The organism is Tsukamurella tyrosinosolvens (assembly GCF_900104775.1).
GTDB lineage: Bacteria > Actinomycetota > Actinomycetes > Mycobacteriales > Mycobacteriaceae > Tsukamurella > Tsukamurella tyrosinosolvens.
In genome coordinates this window covers 2,722,439-2,739,946 of record NZ_FNSA01000003.1, presented here as the reverse complement: position 1 = coordinate 2,739,946, position 17,508 = coordinate 2,722,439, and the positions used below count along the sequence as shown (strand labels likewise).

At 69.0% G+C, this 17,508-nt stretch carries 19 protein-coding genes; 3 read left to right on the top strand and 16 right to left on the bottom strand.

Annotated elements, in window-relative coordinates; all coding sequences use genetic code 11:
- Positions 1–234: 234 nt before the first annotated feature.
- From BLW32_RS15170 to BLW32_RS15160, 3 genes are all read right to left on the bottom strand, one after another.
- Positions 235–903, bottom strand: a complete 669-nt coding sequence (locus tag BLW32_RS15170) for a hypothetical protein (protein WP_068742904.1) — start codon at positions 901–903, stop codon at positions 235–237.
- Between the two features lie 65 nt (positions 904–968).
- Positions 969–1,211, bottom strand: a complete 243-nt coding sequence (locus tag BLW32_RS15165) for a hypothetical protein (RefSeq protein ID WP_068742905.1) — start codon at positions 1,209–1,211, stop codon at positions 969–971.
- Between the two features lie 41 nt (positions 1,212–1,252).
- Positions 1,253–1,471: a hypothetical protein gene (locus BLW32_RS15160; protein ID WP_068742906.1), complete on the bottom strand. Its 219-nt coding sequence runs from the start codon at positions 1,469–1,471 to the stop codon at positions 1,253–1,255.
- A gap of 612 nt (positions 1,472–2,083) precedes the next feature.
- Here BLW32_RS15160 and istA point away from each other — a divergent pair.
- Positions 2,084–3,841: an IS21 family transposase gene (gene istA, locus BLW32_RS15150; protein ID WP_231703188.1), complete on the top strand. Its 1,758-nt coding sequence runs from the start codon at positions 2,084–2,086 to the stop codon at positions 3,839–3,841.
- Entirely contained in the window at positions 3,838–4,665 is an 828-nt protein-coding gene (istB, locus tag BLW32_RS15145) for an IS21-like element helper ATPase IstB (protein WP_068526535.1), read from the top strand. Before istA ends, istB begins: the two co-directional genes overlap by 4 nt.
- On the opposite strand, the gene BLW32_RS27125 is transcribed toward istB, so the two are convergent.
- The 10 genes from BLW32_RS27125 to BLW32_RS15100 form a co-directional block, all read right to left on the bottom strand.
- Positions 4,662–4,913: a hypothetical protein gene (locus BLW32_RS27125; protein WP_133298647.1), complete on the bottom strand. Its 252-nt coding sequence runs from the start codon at positions 4,911–4,913 to the stop codon at positions 4,662–4,664. The genes istB and BLW32_RS27125 overlap by 4 nt on opposite strands.
- A gap of 225 nt (positions 4,914–5,138) precedes the next feature.
- Positions 5,139–5,390, bottom strand: coding sequence for a hypothetical protein (locus BLW32_RS15140; RefSeq protein WP_139286190.1), 252 nt, complete (start codon positions 5,388–5,390; stop codon positions 5,139–5,141).
- A 53-nt stretch (positions 5,391–5,443) separates the two neighbouring features.
- Positions 5,444–5,647 (bottom strand): hypothetical protein, encoded by a 204-nt coding sequence (locus BLW32_RS15135; RefSeq protein ID WP_068740235.1) that lies wholly within the window; start codon positions 5,645–5,647, stop codon positions 5,444–5,446.
- Positions 5,644–5,919, bottom strand: a complete 276-nt coding sequence (locus BLW32_RS15130; protein ID WP_068740233.1) for a hypothetical protein — start codon at positions 5,917–5,919, stop codon at positions 5,644–5,646. The genes BLW32_RS15135 and BLW32_RS15130 overlap by 4 nt, the downstream gene beginning before the upstream one ends.
- A gap of 59 nt (positions 5,920–5,978) precedes the next feature.
- Positions 5,979–6,278 carry a hypothetical protein gene (locus tag BLW32_RS15125; RefSeq protein ID WP_068740231.1) on the bottom strand — a complete coding sequence of 100 codons (300 nt, stop codon included), beginning with the start codon at positions 6,276–6,278 and terminating at the stop codon, positions 5,979–5,981.
- Positions 6,275–7,150, bottom strand: a complete 876-nt coding sequence (locus BLW32_RS15120) for a hypothetical protein (protein WP_068740229.1) — start codon at positions 7,148–7,150, stop codon at positions 6,275–6,277. The genes BLW32_RS15125 and BLW32_RS15120 overlap by 4 nt, the downstream gene beginning before the upstream one ends.
- Positions 7,151–7,200: 50 nt before the next feature.
- Positions 7,201–7,899 carry a hypothetical protein gene (locus BLW32_RS15115; RefSeq protein ID WP_068740227.1) on the bottom strand — a complete coding sequence of 233 codons (699 nt, stop codon included), beginning with the start codon at positions 7,897–7,899 and terminating at the stop codon, positions 7,201–7,203.
- Complete coding sequence (locus BLW32_RS15110) at positions 7,896–8,336, bottom strand: hypothetical protein (RefSeq protein WP_139286189.1); 441 nt, start codon at positions 8,334–8,336, stop codon at positions 7,896–7,898. The genes BLW32_RS15115 and BLW32_RS15110 overlap by 4 nt, the downstream gene beginning before the upstream one ends.
- Before the next feature lie 67 nt (positions 8,337–8,403).
- Entirely contained in the window at positions 8,404–9,141 is a 738-nt protein-coding gene (locus BLW32_RS15105) for a YdcF family protein (RefSeq protein ID WP_068740223.1), read from the bottom strand.
- The gene (locus BLW32_RS15100; RefSeq protein ID WP_139286188.1) at positions 9,138–10,226 is read right to left on the bottom strand and encodes a hypothetical protein; all 1,089 of its coding nucleotides are present in this window, start codon (positions 10,224–10,226) and stop codon (positions 9,138–9,140) included. Before BLW32_RS15100 ends, BLW32_RS15105 begins: the two co-directional genes overlap by 4 nt.
- 165 nt (positions 10,227–10,391) lie before the next feature.
- On the opposite strand from BLW32_RS15100, the gene BLW32_RS15095 reads away from it, so the two are divergent.
- On the top strand, positions 10,392–10,856 hold the full coding sequence (locus BLW32_RS15095; RefSeq protein ID WP_068740219.1) for a hypothetical protein: 465 nt from the start codon (positions 10,392–10,394) through the stop codon (positions 10,854–10,856).
- Between the two features lie 6 nt (positions 10,857–10,862).
- Here BLW32_RS15095 and BLW32_RS15090 read toward each other — a convergent pair whose 3' ends face one another.
- From BLW32_RS15090 to BLW32_RS15080, 3 genes are all read right to left on the bottom strand, one after another.
- A complete protein-coding gene (locus BLW32_RS15090; RefSeq protein WP_068740217.1) occupies positions 10,863–12,977 on the bottom strand; it encodes a hypothetical protein in 2,115 nt (704 codons plus the stop codon).
- A 167-nt stretch (positions 12,978–13,144) separates the two neighbouring features.
- The gene (locus BLW32_RS15085) at positions 13,145–15,793 is read right to left on the bottom strand and encodes an FtsK/SpoIIIE domain-containing protein (protein ID WP_068740215.1); all 2,649 of its coding nucleotides are present in this window, start codon (positions 15,791–15,793) and stop codon (positions 13,145–13,147) included.
- A gap of 209 nt (positions 15,794–16,002) precedes the next feature.
- On the bottom strand, positions 16,003–17,286 hold the full coding sequence (locus BLW32_RS15080) for an ATP-binding protein (protein ID WP_068740213.1): 1,284 nt from the start codon (positions 17,284–17,286) through the stop codon (positions 16,003–16,005).
- Between the last annotated feature and the right edge of the window lie 222 nt (positions 17,287–17,508).

Here is a 17,508-nt window from a genome sequence, read left to right as displayed (position 1 = left end):
GCCGCCGGCGGCATACCGCACCGGTGGCATCGGTTCTCGGAGGTGAGGCGCACCTCGGTCTCCCACTCGTCGCCGAGTGCCGTCTTGCATGACCAGCAGACCTCCATGCAGGTCGGTGTGGCGCCGAGGGAGAAGTGCGATCCAAGCATGCAGGTGGTCCGTTCGAGTTCTGCGTAGAGGACGACGCCCCAACTGCGCAGATGCGAGCTGGGGCGTCGTGGTTGTCGGCTTCGGTCAGAGCTTGCGGGCCAGCGCGTCGATGTCGGCGAGCTTGAGGGCGCCGAAGACCGACGCGGGGTTGTAGCCGAACGCGACAGGCCCGCCCTTCGGGTGGGTGAAGACCGTCTCGACGATCGCGTCGTTGGTCGCCACCGCGAAGACCTCGAGCCAGGCGTCGCCGGTCTCGATGAGAGCGTGTGCCTCGGTCGGGTCGAGCACCGAAGTACCGACCGCGCCGTTGTGGACCTCGGCGGCGCGCTCCGGCGTCGTCTTGCACGCGTCGAGGTACCGCTTGTAGGCCGCGAGAGCGTAGCTCGAGGCGTTGATCCCGTCGTATCCCGCCGCCGAGACCGATCCCGACCAGCCCCCGGAATCGCCACCGGGCCGCAGCCACGCCGTGAAGGTGGGGGAGTTGGCCTTCGCTCGGGCGTCGAGGTCCGCCGCGGCGGGATTGCCGCCGACCGAGCAGCGCGTGATGCCGCGCAGGGTGCCATCCACGGTGTCGTGGCCCATGACGGGAGCCCACTTGGCGGAGGCCGACAGCGGGAGCGCCGCGACGTCGAGGACCGCGTACGGGCGGTCCGTCGGAACCGGCGCCGCGGTCGCCGTGGCCGTCGGAGTGAGCAGGGCCGCCGCGACGGTGCCGGCGGCGAGGAACGATCGGAGCTTCTGGTTGGTCGTCATGGCGGGCAAGCTAGCTGGATACCGGCCTGACGATGGAGCGCGGCGCGTGCGGAAGAAGTGCTCCCTCAGCGGCCGAAGGGGAAGCGCTCGTCTTCGGGGAGAGCATCTCCTCGAGCATCGCAGCACAGCCCGAACCAGGCTTCCTCGTCCGTTTCCGGGGAGCGGATGACGACCACGCGTGTCTGCCTCCCGCAGGAGCTGCAGTGCGCGACATGTGAGGGAGAGATGTGCTGCTGCAGGAAGGGGCCGTGCTCGTCGACGCCTTCGATGTCGGGGGTGCCTGCGCCGATGTACAGAGGGTCGCTCACGTGGCCTCCTCGGAGTGGGTTGTATCGGACGGGAAGTCGGGCTACGCGGCCCGACAGGCGACGATGCTGCCGCGCTCGAGGGTCAGGACGACGTCGCCCTGACGGTTCTCGGAGTTCTCGATCGAGAACCCGATCTGCGAGTTGGCCTTCGTCGTGAAAGTGCCTGCGGCGGTCTCCACCTCGAAGACGGGGCTGTGTGGGCTGCGGCTGGAGTTGGCCCTGCGGACGTCGGTGATGCGCGTGGTGATGGTCTCGCTCATGGTTTCCTCTCGTGGGGCCTGACCAAGTCGGGCTTCTGCCCCTGCTTGTCGGCGGCCATGCTGATCGGCTGGGCGAAGTCGACCGCCTCGACGGGAGGATCGCATCTGGGCCCGCAGATGCCGACCTGCGGCGCGCCGCGTCGCGGCCGGCGTCATCCGCCTTCGAACTCGGCGCGCGCGGCTGCGTACTCGGAGCGGGAGAACCTACCGAGCGGTCGAGCTGAGAAGGGGATTCCGCGGCGTGCCAGCCAGGTCCGGCTCAGTGCCGCCGTCACGTCGTCGGCTGGGTAGGCGATCAGCTCGTCTTCGATCCCGCCCGTCGGGTCGTTCGGAACGACGTGCCAGACGAAGACGAAAGGTGAAGCCATCAGCGCTGGCCGCGGGTCCGGTGCTCGGCGAGCCGCTCGTAGAACTCGTCGAGCGACATCTCGCCGAGGTACTCGCTGGAGACCGGGGCTTGCGGTGGCTATGACAGCTTGAAGAGGCCCCGGCTCGACGGCTAGACCTGGCCCCGTTTGCGACTCGCCGGTGGTGTTGCGACGGTTTGATCTGGCCCCACCTGATGGTTGCTCGTGAACATCGTTTCCGAGCCGAAGCAGGTGGTGGCCAATGATGGGATCGAAGGTGGAGCTGTTCGCGCAGATCCGGCGGGACGCCCGGGTCGAGGGCATGAGTATCCGGGCGTTGGCTCGCAAGCATGGCGTGCACCGGAGGACGGTGCGGCAGGCGTTGTCATCGGCGGAGCCGCCGCCGCGGAAGACGCCGGAGCGGTCGTCGCCGCGGTTGGACCGGTTCAAGGCGGCGATTGATGAGATGTTGCGGTCGGATCTGGATGCTCCGCGTAAGCAGCGGCACACCGCGACGCGGATCCGGGAACGCCTGGCGATCGAGCACGATGCGGTCGAGTTGTCGTATTCGACGGTGCGGGACTACGTGCGGGTCCGGCGGGCGCAGATCGAGGTGGAGGCCGGCCGCCGGACGGAGGTGTTCATCGCCCAGGACCACGCCCCGGGCGCGGAGGCGGAGGTCGACTTCGGCGAGGTCTGGGTGATCCTGGGCGGGGTGAAGACCAAGTGCCACATGTTCGTCTACCGGCTCTCGCACTCGGGCAAGGCCATTCACCGGGTCTATCCGACCGGCGGGCAGGAAGCGTTCCTCGAAGGGCACGTCGAGGCGTTCCGCGAGCTCGGCGGGGTCCCGACCCGGCATATCCGCTACGACAATCTCACCTCGGCGGTGGTCGCGGTCCTGCAGGGCGGAGACCGGCGGCGACAGGAGAACCCGCGGTGGACGTTGTTTCACTCGCACTACGGATTCGATCCGTTCTACTGCCAGCCCGGCATCGCCGGGGCGCACGAGAAGGGCGGCGTTGAAGGCGAGGTCGGATGGTTCCGCCGCAACCGGCTGACCCCAATGCCGCAGGTCGAGTCCCTCGATGAGCTCAACGAGCAGATCAAAGCCTGGGAGGACCGCGACGAGGGCCGCCGGATCGACGGACGACTGCGCACCATCGGCCAGGACTACGAGCACGACCGAGCAGCGCTCGCGCCGCTGCCGGTGGAGGATTTCGACCCGGGCCTGATCCTCACACCACGGGTCGATCGGTCGGCGATGATCACCGTTCGGATGGTGAAGTATTCGGTGCCGGCGCACCTGATCGGCCGCCGAGTCCGCGTCTCACTACAAGCCTCCCAGCTGCTGGTCTACGACGGCCGGACCCTGGTCGCGCGGCATCCACGGGTCGCCGGCCGCGGCACCGCGAAGATCGACCTCGACCACTACCTCGAGGTGCTCAAGTTCAAACCCGGTGCCCTGCCGGGATCAACGGCGTTGGCGCAGGCCCGCGCTGCCGGGGTGTTCACCGCCAGCCATGATGCGTTCTGGGCCGCCGCCCGACGAGTCAACGGCGACACCGACGGCACCAGCGAGCTGATCGACGTCCTGCTGCTGCACCGCAGCCTGCCCGCCGCGGCGGTGATCGCCGGCATCGATGCTGCATTGCGGGTCGGGGCGGTGAGCGCCGAGGTCGTCGCCGTTGAGGCTCGCCGCGCCGAAGCCCGCCTGCTCGCGCACGCCTCGGTCGCTGCCGACCAGACAGGTGGGGCCAACGCTGGCCGTCATCTCGATCGCCATGCCGAACGACGCGAGCAACGAGTTGTCAGCCTCACCCAACGACGGCTCGCAGACCCCGCGGCGGTGATCGCCGGCCTGCCACCCGACCGGCGACCGCTGCCCAGCGTTACGGCCTACGACCGCCTGCTCCCGCAGCACCGGCGACGCACTGCCTCCGACGCGCTACCTGCGTCGCTGGACCCACCACCGATTGAGTCGCTGGACCCACCACCGATTGAAAGGCCCACCCGGCTATGACCGCAACCGCCAATAAGAACCAGACGAATGCGCTGGCCCCGTCGTTGCGCCGCCGGGGCGGCCTCACCGAAGAAGCCGCCCTCGCCGCCGTTGACCAGGCCTGCCGGCGCCTACGCCTGCCGACAGTGCGGTCGATGATCGACCAGCACCTCACCGCCGCCGCCAAGCAGCAATTGTCCTACCAGGGGTTCCTCGCCGAACTCCTGCTCGCCGAAGTCGACGACCGGGACCGCCGCTCCACTGTTCGCCGCGTCAAAGCCGCGGGGTTCCCGCGGGAGAAGTGGCTGGCGGACTTCGACTTCGACGCCAACCCCGACATCGAACCCGCCACCATCCACCAGCTCGCCACCGGCGACTGGATCCGCCACGGACTGCCGCTCTGCCTCATCGGCGACTCCGGAACCGGCAAATCCCATCTGCTGATCGGATTGGGAACCGCTGCCGCCGAGCAAGGCTTTAGAGTCCGCTACACCCTCGCCACCAAACTAGTGAACGAGCTGGTCGAGGCCGCTGACGAGAAGCAGCTCGCGAAGACCATCAACCGCTACGGCCGCGTTGACCTGCTCATCATCGACGAGCTCGGCTACATGGAACTCGATCGCCGCGGCGCCGAACTGCTCTTCCAAGTCCTCACCGAACGCGAAGAGAAGAACAGCGTCGCGATCGCTTCCAACCAGTCCTTCTCCGGCTGGACAGACACCTTCACCGACCCACGACTCTGCGCCGCGATCGTCGACCGGCTCACCTACCGCGGCACCATCATCGAAACCGGCACTCACAGCTACCGCCTGGCTCACACCGAAGCAGCAGCTACCGCGGGCTAAGCGCGGCGTTCGTCCTTGACTACCGACAGATGCCGGCGCAAGGCCCGGTTCTGGTGAGTGACATAAACCACGGTCCACCGGGTCGTCAGGTTCGGCAGTGGCTCCCCGTCTTTAATCTTCACCCGGACCGATACCTGATCACCGAGCTGATCATCACGCGCGATCACGAACTCGGCATACGCACGCACCGACTCGCGATCCCAACCAGTCGGCGCAACCACACTGCGCACCCGCGGCCGCCCATCCACACCCCGGACTCTAGCGGCTCAGGGCCCCACTCAGGTGGGGCCGAATGAAACCGCCCTACCGGGGCCAGATCAACTTGACATAGCCATTGCGGGCTCATCGACCCCCTCCCGCTCGGGTACGCGCCTCACCCGCATCCGGGGTCTCGCTGGCGATGAGCTCGTCACCGGCGGCGAAGTTGGGGGTCGCAGCGTGGACAATTCGCCAGACGTGCACCGTTGCGCCGCTCATGCCGCGTCCTGAGCCCAGGTGGTGACGATGTCGGTCCAGTCGACCTGCGCGTAGTCGATCTCGTCCGAGAGGTACTTGACGGTGCTGGTCCGGGTCACGAGCGCTTGGAGTTCGTCCGCAGCGCCGGCCACGTCACCGCTCCGTGCGCGCAGGCCGATCCGGTTCTCGATCGGTTCGAACCCCTGCGTGTTGTCGCAGGAGGCCGCGACCAGCCAGGTGTCGTCGTTGCTGTATCCATTTCGAGTCACGTGTCGCAGCGTCACAGGGGAGGTCCCCGGACCGTGCACGTGGCGCGAACGGATCAGGCGCTGACGTCGTCGGTCGACACCGTGAGATCTGGCGCGGTACCAGCGACGAACGTCCACCCGTACGCGACAGCGATGGTGCGATGCTCGAGATCAGGCCAGTCGACGGCGACCACGCGGATGTCGCGGTGATAGAGCCGCGAGCCGGGATGAAGCTCGGCCACGTCGACGCCGTACCTGTTGCGATCCTCGGCGGTCATCGAGGTAGGCCCGCCGGCGTGAACACCAGGCTGACCGGGTCACCCTGCATCGGTTCCGCGTACCGCCTCTTCAGGTACGCGTGCAGGTCGTAGGCCTGGTGCTCGGTAGCGGGCGGCATGCGCCGGAACCACTCGATCGACGCCACGCTGTGCTCGTCGGTGCGATCGTAGGTCGTCAGATACCCGGGCTCGCGGTCTTTCCCGGAGTCGAGGAACACCGCGACGGGCTCGCCGTCGTCGTCGATGACGTAGGTCACCCTGTAGTCGTCCATGGCTGCAGCGTGGTGGACTGGTCACCGAGACGCCGCCCGCGGCGCGGACTGGACTGCCCCTAGGCCTCGCGCGGAATCAGTCGCGGGCGGTAGGTGACGACCCGCTTCGTCTCGACCTCGGCGAGCACCGGGATCGGATCGCCCGTTGTGTCGGTGCCGTACTCGTAGTTGGAGCCGACGGTGTACTGCCACAGTTCGCCGTCGGGGTCTGCCGCGACGATGTCGAAGTAGACGGTGGAGTGCTTGAACCAGGAGTACGTGGAGGCGACCACCGTCCAGCCGGCGTAGTACTCGCCGACCGACGTGAGCTCGTTGCCGTTCGCCGCGAGGAAGGCTCTGGCTTGCTGCACGGTGCTCATCGTCGTGTCCAGGGTCGCACGTCGCCGGTGAGCACCAGACCGTCGCCCGCGCACGCGGTGCAGAGGGCAACAGGCTCTCCGAGCTGGGCTTCGATGTCGCCCACGATCCGATCCACCTCAGCGTGGGCGATGTCGGGGCTGGTGGCCGCAATGGTCAGCGGTACCTGAGTGTGCAGCTCGACGTACTTGGTGTCGGTGATCGGCACCCGCTTGGCGTTGCGCCGGTTGTTCGTCGGGTCCTTCTTGACCATGCGGGTGCGGGCGTCCTCGTAGGCGACCTGGAACTCGACGAGCAGGGTGGCCGTCTCCTGCCCGTGTCGGGCAGGCCACAGGTTCACCCGCCGGTCCTTGCCCTTGATCTGATCCTCGACCAGCTGAGGCACTCCACGAAGGCGGCCGGGCACCAGCGCGGCGAGCTGCGAGGGAATGCCGAGGTATTCGGGGTCCGGCTCCCACCCCGCGGCGTCGTGCGCGATCTGCTCGTGGTCGACGTCGAGGATGCGCATGTCGGCGACGGAGACGGTGCGCGTCGGCGTCGAAGTGCTCGTCGTGACGTCCTCGACGCGACGGTAGAAGGCGTCGACGTTCTCCCACCTGGTTCGCAGGTCCGCCATCTCCTCGTCGGTGGTCACGGCCTCGGGTAGCCCGGGGACCGTCGTGATGCGCTCGTACCTCAGCAGCACGGCGGCCTTCTCCGTCTCCGGCGGGCCGGCGATCGTGAACTCGGTCGTTCCCGGGTCGAGGACGACGAAGCCGCGGTCTGCATGCACGGTGGCGGACTCGACGACCGATTCGGAGCCGCGGTACCCGTCGCGCTGAAGCCGCGTCGGAACGATCAACGTTCCGTTGGTGAGGCGTAAGGCGATGGTCACAGGGGTCTCCTCCGTGGTCGGGGTAGCGAACGGACTCGTTGGTGCGGCGCTCAAGACGCACCTTGTGCAGGCCGCAGGCACGGCGGACAGTATTCGTCGGGCGCTGCAGCGAGGTCGCCGCGCAGCCGTTCCGGACCTTGGGTAGCCCACACGAGATCGTCTGCGGTGATCACGGCGCCCTGCTCTGCGGCGTCGATCAGCTGATGCAGGGCCAGCAGCGCCATCGAGGGACGGACTCCGAATGCGTCGAACAGGTACTGGTCGCTGCGTTGGCGGTCGGACTCGCGGTGCACGACGAAGTTGCGGGTGGCGTGAAACCACACGGCGTGCGCGCGGATGACTTCCCGGTCGAATTCGCCCGTGCTGCGCGCGGTGTCCGCGAGCTCGGCGAGGAGCTGTTCGGAAGCTGCGGGATCCGGAGGGGCGATCCGGTTCGCGAGTTCGGTGTCGCGTTCCCATGAGCGCGCTGCCATGAGCGCATCACGATCGTTGACGAGCCCGCGGATGGTGGACGCCGCGGCGGCGAGGAGGTCGGTGACGTCGCGCACGCTCGTCTGAGGCACGGGCTCGAACCGGTCTTCGGCGGACGCGTCCGGGTCGACGATGTCCTCGGTCAGCGCGTTGGCGAGGGTTCGGATCTCGGCCGTGTCGGAGAGGGCGGCATTGGGGTCCCTGCGGATCTTCGTGCGCATCGCGGTGTAGGCAGCGGCTACCGCATCCGGACTGATCTCGGCGGCGTTGTGGGTCACGGGGTCTCCTTCGCGTCCTCTTCGAGGTCCAGTAGTGCGTACACCAGTGCCTGCGCGGTATCGCGAACCTCCGCAGCGACTTCGGACGTTCGGTCGTCGCGAAGCCTGTCGAGCCCCTTCGTGAGCTCGAAGTAGATGTGAGCGGCCTTGGCGTGGTTCTGCGCGAGCGTGACGACCGGAGAGGTGCGGGGCACCAGCAGCTCTGCCCGGCTCCACAAGTCCCGGCGGGCTGCCGACCGGAAGCCGACACCGTCGACATCGGTGACACGGAAGCGGTGCTCGGCGCCTCGTTCGTCGGCAACGACGATGTCGCGCTTGCCCACACGGACGATTTCGACGTGGTGGCGGACCTGGGGCGGCTCGGCGGCGCCGCGGCCCGCCAAGATGACGGTGCCCTCGGCGCCCAGCACAGCCCAGGACGTGTCTGCTTCCACCATGCGGCCTCCTCAAGTGAAATCTCTAAAACAGAGAGTAGCTTGATCGTGGAGCGGCGCGCAACCGTCGTCAGACGCCGGCGACCGTTCGCGCATCTGCGTAGACCGCCCGCAGTTCGACCCCGTCCGGGGGCCCCTGCACGGCGGCGTCGGAAGCAACCACCGCCCGGAGCGTGATGCCGGCACAGAGGAAGTCGGCGACAGATCGACGGAGGTGGTTGGCCGAGGACACCAGCACTGCGGCCGTGCCCATCCCGCGGCCACGCATGAGCGCAGCCGTGTTCGTCGCGTTGGTGGCGGTGGAACCCGACCTGTCTTCGAGATGGATGCGCGCCGCCGGCAGGCCGTTGGCCACGAGCCAGTCGCGCATCGCCGCCGCCTCGGTCCGGCCGGCGCGAGGAGCTCCGCCCGAGAGCACCACCGGCATCGCCGGGTACTTCTGAGCGACGGCGAGCCCCTTGCGTAGACGTTCAACGAGAATCGGCCGGACGCCGCCGTCGTCGAGGAGACCGAAGCCGAGCACGACGATCGCCGACCCGGGCGCGATACCTCCAGGGACCTGGTCAGTCAGCGGGAAGGTCAGCGCCTGATCGACGTTCGACATCACCGCGGCCGCTCGCCTTGCCTCAGCGGCGGGGAGCCGATCCAGCGCGTTCTGTGCGCCGGCCCGATCCCCGGCTGCCTGCCGCTCGAAGGCCGCGTCGAGCAGCTCGCGTTGCGGTTCGGCGGACGCGGAGGGGGCCAGGGCGGCGAGTCCGGCGCCGAGAGCGGCGATCAGTGCTGCGCGGCGTGTGATCGCCGGGCTCACGCCGCCACCTCGAACAGCTCGATCTGGTTCGGGTCGATGGGCTGCTGAAAGGGGATGCCTTCGATGATCTCGGGATCGTCGGGGATGGCCTCGGCGAGCTCGAGCGCCTCGGCGAGGGACCACATCAGCTCGACCCGGTCCACCAGGGTCTGGCGCGAGCCGACGAACAGTTCCCGCGCTCCTCGCACATGCTCGAGGAGCGCCCCAGCCACGGCGACCACCTCACGCGAGGGGTTGCCGGCCAGCAGGGACTCGATGCTGTAGGCGAGCAGCGAGACCGCGCACTCTTCCGGAGCGCCGACCCCGCCCTTTGCGACGCCGAATCCGGAATCGAACCGCGCGAAGGGCTCCCCGGACGAGAAGAGCTCCCACCGCGGGGTGAAGGCGCCGGCGAGAACCGGCCGGCCGCGCTCGTGCTCCTCGCGCGGAGTGGTGGGCAGGCTCGACCAGGCCGGTTCGAGATCCGTGCCGGAACGCTCGAGCAGGGTGCCGATGTGGGCCTGCAGGTACCGAGGGAGGTCCGTCACGATGTCGCCGTCGACGACCTTCCCCGCGCGCGTGACGAAGCTCAGGACCAGCGGCGTGCTGACGAGCAGCTCGAAGTCCGACCGGACTGCGCGCCGAGCGACGTCGGCCTCGCCGCGCGCGGACCAGAGGTAGCGGGCCCAGACCGCGCGACCGACGGCCTCCTCGACACTCACACAGCGGGTGGCCTGCGCGAGGAAGTGCAGGACGGGCTCGGCGGCGCGCGGCATCTCCGCAGCAGGCACGGCCTGCGGGAGAAGGCGCGCGACCGCGGCCGAGGCGGTGCAGGCGTCATCGGCCGGCATGAGGTGGCGGTCACCGTCGTTGGTGGCGAACGAGATCCGGCCGGTCGCCGCGTCGAGCTCGTCGGCGAGTGGTTCGGCGACCTTGTAAGCGGCGGTGCGGTTGAGCTCGACAACGCGCGCACCGAAGGAGGCCCGCTCATCCTGGCGCCGAACGACGAGGCGCTCGAGAGCTTCTCGTGAGAGCGGCACAGCTCCGGCGAGGTCCTCGCGGACGCCGAGCGGGGACGGCGGGGTCAGAAAGCTACGTGGTGACATGGAGGCTCCTCGGGAGTGGTTGGTCTGGAGAGCAGTTCGCAGGTAACCAGCGCCGGCGGCCGTATCGCGAGCGGGGCGCGACTGGAGCAACCGCGCCGGCCACGCGATCAGGGGCTCGCGCGCGAGAGAGTTCCGGGGTCCGCGACCTCGACGTTAGGAACCCGCATGTCAACGACCCTGCTGATCCTCGCCGGATGCTCCGAGCTCGTGATCGACTGCACACGACTTGACGAGCCTCAGGACGGCTGGGAGGTCCCTCTGCTCAGCCGTGTCGAGGCGCAGGAGTTCGCGGATCTGATCCATCGACACCGGGTCGGCGGTGCTTCGTTCGACTCGGACGGCACGTTGCTCATCGACTACGAAGGCGGCGTGGAGATCTTCCGGCCCAACGCGAACGGCGAGTACCGGATCAGCGGGTGGGAGTGGATGCGCGACGCGCCAGATCTCGACTACCGCGCGATCGCAGTCTGCACGGGGAACGGCGAGGTCACCCTCGAATCCACAGGGGAGCACGTCGCGAGCTACGGCGACGAAGTGTCCATGCGGGCGAACTTGCTCGCTGCCGGGTACCGCTTGTTCTACGGAGGCCCGAACGCTCAGACCGGGAAGATGATGGTCTTCCCGGTCTGAGCAGGGTCAGACTCGCGCGCGCTGGGCAGCGGAGAGCACGATGAGGCCGTTGCGCAGGAGGTACCGGGCGGAGTCGTCTGCTCGAGCGATGGCCGCGTCGGCCGCGGTGACGAGGTACGTGCCCCAGGCCTCGAGGTAGCCCTCCGAAGGCTCGGATGCCCAGAGCTGGTCCTGGGCAGCGCGCCAGGCGGTTGAGGGGACATCCGCAGGGAACCCGAAACGTGCGACCAGGGCGCGGTAGGCGTCATCGACGTCGGCGCGGTCGATCGCACAGATTCTCACCCGGTCGACGGTCGGCCCGGCGGGCACGGTGAGTGCCGCGGCGAGCTCGCCGCCGGTCACCTTCTTCGCTCGAGGGTCAGCGAGCTTGTCCTCGGTCGTGAGGATCTCGGACGGGGCCGGAATCAGGCCCTCGTCCACGGCCGCGAGGAGCGCGACGTGCGGGGTCCGGCACCCGAGCCACCGTGCGAGGAACGCCTCGTTCGCCGCCATGGCCAGGGACGTGCAGTTCTCGCTGATCTGGGAGCCGCTCGGCAGGTAACCCAGGCCCTGCTCGGTCGCGAAGACGGCATTGCCCGCGGCGTCCATCGCCACGGCGACGCTGGTCTCGGTCCCTGCGGCCTTCGCGATCTGCGCCGTGATCAGTGTGGCGCGCGACGGCTGGGGGGCCGCGGGACGGGCAGGTGCCTGCGCCTCCGGAACGATCGACGCTGCGGTGAGCGTGGGGATCTGGTCCGCGCACCAGAGCTCGTATCGCGCGGAATCGATGTCGCCGGAGTCGAGGTCTTCGGCCGCCCGGAGGAGCAACTCGGATGCCCACAGGCCGCGGTACTCGTCCTTGGGACGCGCGGTCCACCGCGCTGACGCGACCGCCGCTTCGACATCCCTCGAGGCGGTGAAGTCGACGTCCCACTCGCGCGAGAGTCGCTCGAAGACCGCGTGCGCCTGCGACACCGGAACGGCGCCGGTGCGGCTGCGGGGCTGGTCGAGGACCGCCGCTTCGGCCTCCTCCAGCGCCTCGGCGTCGAGGTTTCCGCCGGGGCCGGTCGTTGCCACGGCATCGAAAGGCTCCACGTGCTCCTGCTCGGCGGCGGCGAGCAGCGGCATCTGCGGGTGCGCGCACCCGATCCAGCGAGCGATGAACTCCGCAGGCACGGCGTCGATGAGCGGGGTGAGCCCGTCTGCGCCGGCGCCGCCCTCGGGAAGGAATCCGAGCCCGTCGGCGGTGCAGAAGTAGGCATCATCCCCAGTAACCCCGACGGAGACCGCGGTGTCGCGGTCAGCGTCGGCGAGCTGGCGCGAGAGCGCAGTCGCCAGAGCCGTGGCGCGCTCGCGGGCCTCGCCGAGGTTGATCACGCGGGCGCTGCCCGCGGCGGGAAGCTCGGGAACGTCCGCTTCGTCGCTCACCTCGAGATCGGGCTCGTCATCGAGGGAGTCCGTGTCTTCCGGGGCAGGCTGGTTCTCGTCGATCCGCGCGAGAAGGTTCCCGCCCCAGTAGCCGAGGCCTGCAGTCACCGCGAGCACCCAGAGCGCACCGCCGGGGATCTTCTCAGCCGCGGGGGCGTACCCAGCCACGAGGCCGCGGCACAGGCACCATGCGATACCGGCGGTGGCGGCCGCGGCGAGGATCGAGGCCCACTGTGCGGGGTGCTGACCGCGGTAGCGGATCGCCGCCGCCAGCACCCCGATCTGGGGCACGGCCAACGCGGTGGCGAAGGCCACGAAGAACCAGCGGAAGTCCGCCTGAGTGCCCGCGGGCAGGGTGCTCTGGCTGATCCACTGCCAGAGCATCACGACGGTGGCGATCGCGGACAGGCCGACGCAGTAGCGGACCCACCCGGATGCATCGAGCCGGTCGAGCAGGTGCGCGCCGCCGGCGACGGCAGCGACCACCAGCAGGAGCTGCCCCAGCACAGGGGCGAAGCCGGGCAGGCCGGCGAGGTCGAAGACGCGTTCGCTCAGCGGCCCGCCCACCGCGGGAGTGAGGGCTGCGGTGCCTGCGGCGGCCGCGAGAAGGCCGACCGTTCCGGACCGACTCGCGGCCTCGGGGCCGTGCCGGAATCGAGCCGCCCCGAGGCCGGCGAGAGCGCCGGCCAGGAGACCGAACTGGTACGGGGTCACGTGAACTCCTCTGGTGGTGTGGAGGCCTGCCACCCACTCACGTGGCTGGGCGGCCGGGCCCTGTAACGCGCTGGATTATGGCCTCGGACACACCGCCGAGCGCTCCGCGGCGCGATGCTGTTGGAGCCACTACCGGCGGGAACGCCGCGCGTGCCCGCCGGTAGCGTTCACGCCGCCGCTGCTCCGCGGGCGGACAGGGGCAGCGCCACCTGGATGGTCGCGTAGTCGTCGGGCGCGACGATCATGCGGCCTCGGCCAGGAGCCCACCGTCGGGGACGCAGATGCTGCGACGCGAAGAACGGCGGCGACGTGTTCGGTGATCCACTGAGCTGCAGGAGCGTGCGGTGTCGGCATCCGGCCAACGCACCCAGGAACGGAGCGTTTTCCCAGCTGGTGGACATGTCCGCGTTGTCGGTCACGATGAACCGGACCCCGAGATCGGTGCCGCTGGAGATGAGCGGCACAAGCCGGTCGAGCGCGGAACTCCGGGCGTATCCACTGGTCATCGCGTTGAAGTTGTCGATCACGACGAACACTTCAGGGTTCGGACGGGCCGGAACGTCACCATCGGAGCTCGTGGTCGACTCGGCGGTTCGCCGGCGCGCAGCCATGAGCTGCTCGAGAGTCGAAACCGCCGTCTCGACCTGCTCGGGAGTCCGGGCGTATCCGCTCGGCCGCACACGCCCGCTGTCGAACGTCTTCTCGGGGCGGAGGTATCCGCGTTTGCGAAGTCCGTCGGCGGCGTTGGACAGGTCTCCTCGCGGGTCGAGAACGTACACCGCCATGTCGGACGGGCCGTGCAGGTGCGCCGCGGACTCCACCGCTGTCAGCGCTGCGGTGGATCGGCCCGATTCCGCGGCGCCGTAGATCAGCAGGTGTGCCGACTGGCCCTCCGGACCGATGATCCGGTCAGTGCGGAGGTCGACGCCGAGCGGCAGAGCAGCGCCGGACAGCGCCACCTCGGCCTCCGCGGGAACCGGCGCACTGCAGATGGCAGACCAGAGGTCTTCGAGGCTGACGGTGTCCGGAGCGGGGTTCACTCGCGGGACCTCGAACCCCCTGGGCGAGATCTGCAGGTTCTTGACGGCGTGTGCGATCTGTTCCCGCGGCGACTCGGCGGTCGGTTCGGTGCGCGCGCTCGGGAAGGCGATCCGCGCGGGGAGTCCGGACTTCGCGTCCACCGACCAGCCGGGCTTACCCCGCGGGATCAGCTCGTCCAGATCGACGCGAATCTCAGGGCGCAGACGACTCTGGCTGTAGTCCCGCGAGCACAGTTGCAGCGTCACGGGAGCCTCGATCGCGTAGTGCGGGTGATTCCCGGTCGAGCGGCCTCCTGCGGAGTCGGCGGTGAACACCAGGTGCACGCCGACGTCCGGTCCGTTGTCCGCGATCGTGAGCAGCTGCTGAGCTCGCTCGCTGCGGTCCTCGCCGAGGAACGCTCCGATTCCGTCGATCGCGAGAACGAGGCGGTGGTGCGGATCGCTCGTGCGGCCGGCCAGGAATTCGTCGACCGTCAAGGTCGGCTGGGCTGCCCGCGCGACGCGACGCTCCTCGATCACCCTCTCGGCCCGGGCGATGAGTCGCTCGACCATCAGCGAATCCGCCGCGGTGGCGTATCCCGCGACGCTCGGAAGGTCAGAGATCGCCTCGAGGTCCCCGTCGTCGCTGATCAGGAGGAACCGTGGGCCTTCGGCGTGCAGAGCGGCGCCGAAGACCATGGTCATGAGCGCGGTGGTTCGCCCCGTGAGCGGGTCGCCGGCGATCGCGAGCCGGGGCGCGTCGTCGAGGTCGATGCACCAGGGCTCAGTGCCCGCACCGTTGGCGTCGGCCACGACGCCGATCGCCAGCTCGGACCGGCGCCGCCCAGCGAGCTTGAGGTCGCCCAGGCCGAAGGTGCGGTCGAGCACCGACCACCGGCGAAGGACTCCCGCGCCCGATCCGCCGCGACGCAGCAGAGCCAGCGCCTCGCGATGGGGCGCCGTGTACGGATCGTCCAGGCCGGTCGGAGAGGTGCCAGCCGGAAGGTCCGTGAAGCACAAGCCAGTGGTCTGGGACTCGGCCGTGCCGGTCGAGAACATCCAGGGTGCGGTGGGTGCTGACGTTCCGGGCAGCGAGCTGCCCTGCAGGGCGACCCGGACCGCAGACGAGATGATGGAGCGGGGCAGCGTGCGGGGGACGGCTGAGGCCGCAGTCGCGAAGATCCGAACGTCGTCTCGTCCTGCGATCGCGGTGATGAGGTCCCACCAGTCGGGCGCAGCCTTCAGGAGCAGATCGAGATCGTCGATGAACAGCAGGTTCATGCTCTTCTGCCCGTCGAGCTCGTCACTCGATCGCAGCTTGGAGCGAAGATCGAGCACCCGGTCTCCCAGATGAGCGGTGCGGGCGGTGAGGGACTGGGGATGGTGTTCGCCGATGAAGATCGCGGTGTCGTGCGGAGAGGTCGCTGCGGCGGCCTGTTCCACGAGCACATGGAGCAGTGTGGACTTGCCGCTGTTGCGGTGGCCCGAGATCAGCACGATCGGCGTGCGCTCGGAGGTCCGAGCGAAGATCGGTCCGCTGCCGTCGATCTCCTCATCAACCAGCCAGTGTGCGTCGCCGTCGGCGACGCTCGGCACGACGCCCAGGCACAGACTGCCGGGATCCCGGAGCTCGCGCTCGTAGTGGGAGACCACGCGCTCGAGGGCGTCGGAGATGCTGGGCGCTCCGGAGTCGACCTGCACCCGGCGGATGTCGCGGGCGGCGAGGCTGCTGAGCCTCCAGGCCTCCGCGAGTCGGCGTTCTTCGGCGCTCTGCCGGTTGTTCTTCTTGGTGGACATGTCACGTCTCGCTTTCGCGGTCGTACACGTCCCGCGCTCGTGCGGGGGATTCGCTTCCGGCGTTCCCGAAGGGATCTGAGCCGGGGAAGGGCCCACTGCGCGGGCGTGGTCCTGTGTCCCGGTGCGCGTCGCCGGTACGACGCTGGCGGGAACGTAGCGCCAGTGTCTCGCGGCGACGGCACGTGACACGCTCTCGTGAATCGGGCCGATCAGTTGTCGTGGGGATCCCAGACACTCGGGTCCTCGGCGAGGAACCGTCCGAATCCCGCACGCCAGATCGGCCACGGAAAGCGCCCGCGTCGGGCCTGGTCCACGACCGCCTCGATGTCGTCGCAAGCGTTGATCTTGTCGAAGTTGAGGCGCGACTCCCCGCAAGCGGTCCGTGCGACTTCGACATCATCGAGGAGTTGCTTCGTCGCGGAGTCCGTGAGGTTGAGCGGCGTCTGCGCGGCGAGCCGCACGTCTTCGAAGTTGAGGTGTTCGTGCCCCCACGGCGCACCCTTCTCGTTGAACACGCTGCGGTGCGTCGCGGACTGGAAACCCAGCTGGGACGGTGCGGTTCGCGAGTCCAGATCGGCGAGGTGGACTGGGGGATTCTCGGAGATCTCAGGGAACGCGTGATGCTCCGCACTGGGGTCCACGGGCGAGTTTCCGGCGGGAAGGTCCGAGAAGCAGATCCCTCCGGAGACAAGGCGGAAGGGGTCCTCCTCGTCGTCGGACAGTGCTGAGGTGAACATCCAGGGGAGCGCACGGGCCCTGATGGGGAGGGTGCCTTCGTGCAGGTTCACATGCACCGCGTTCGTGAGCAGTACACGCGGGAGCACGCGGGGTGCCGCAGTCGCTGCGGTGAGGTACACGCGCATGTGGCTGGGCCTTGCGTTCACTTCGTCGGTGATCTGCGTCCAGTGGTCGGTGTTGTCTGGCAAGTAGAGGTCGGCGTCGTCGATGAAGACGAGCTGCCGCCAGCTCAAGCGGGCGTGGGGGATCCCGGCATCCGGCTCGCGAAACACGATGCGGTCAGCGAGGTGCGACAGGCGCGTGCGGATCGCCGCATCCTCAGCGGCGAGCACCGTGATGCCGGTGTCGATCGGCGACGTCACCGCAGCTGCCTGCTCGATGAGCGAGTGCAGCATCGTGGTCTTGCCGGAGTTGGATCCGCCGGAGATCACGACGGCGGGGTGCTGCCGGCTCGTGCCGGCGAAGACGGGCCTGCCTTCGGCGAGACTGGTTCCCACGAGAGCTCGAACGTCCGTGTTGGGCACCGCGAAGCGACTGAACTCAACCCGGCTCGGCCGCAGGGCTACACCCAGGCAGAGGGCGCCGAAGTCGCGAAGCCTGTGGTCGTAGTGCCGCAGCAGGGTCGGCATCAGGTCGTTGACGCTAGGGGACCCGAACGCGAGCTGCTTGGCGCGGATGTCGCGCGCCGCGGAGAGCGTGAGCCCCCAGTCGGCGGCCAGCTGCTTGGCGTAGCGGTCGGTGTTCGTGGTGGACATGTCGCGTACCTCGTTCGGGTGTCGCGCACGCCCCGCGTCCGTGCGGAGTGTTCCTTCTCGGTGCCGGCGCTGCCAGCTTGGCCGGGCGGGTGCCGTCACGCGGGGGCGGTCCCTGTCCCGTTGCACGCGCCCGATGCGGCGCGTGGGCGAAGGTAGGCCAGGCACCGCATCGGTCCGCGGCCCGACACGTTCCGGCGAGGTGCTCCCGGTCGAAACCTGTCA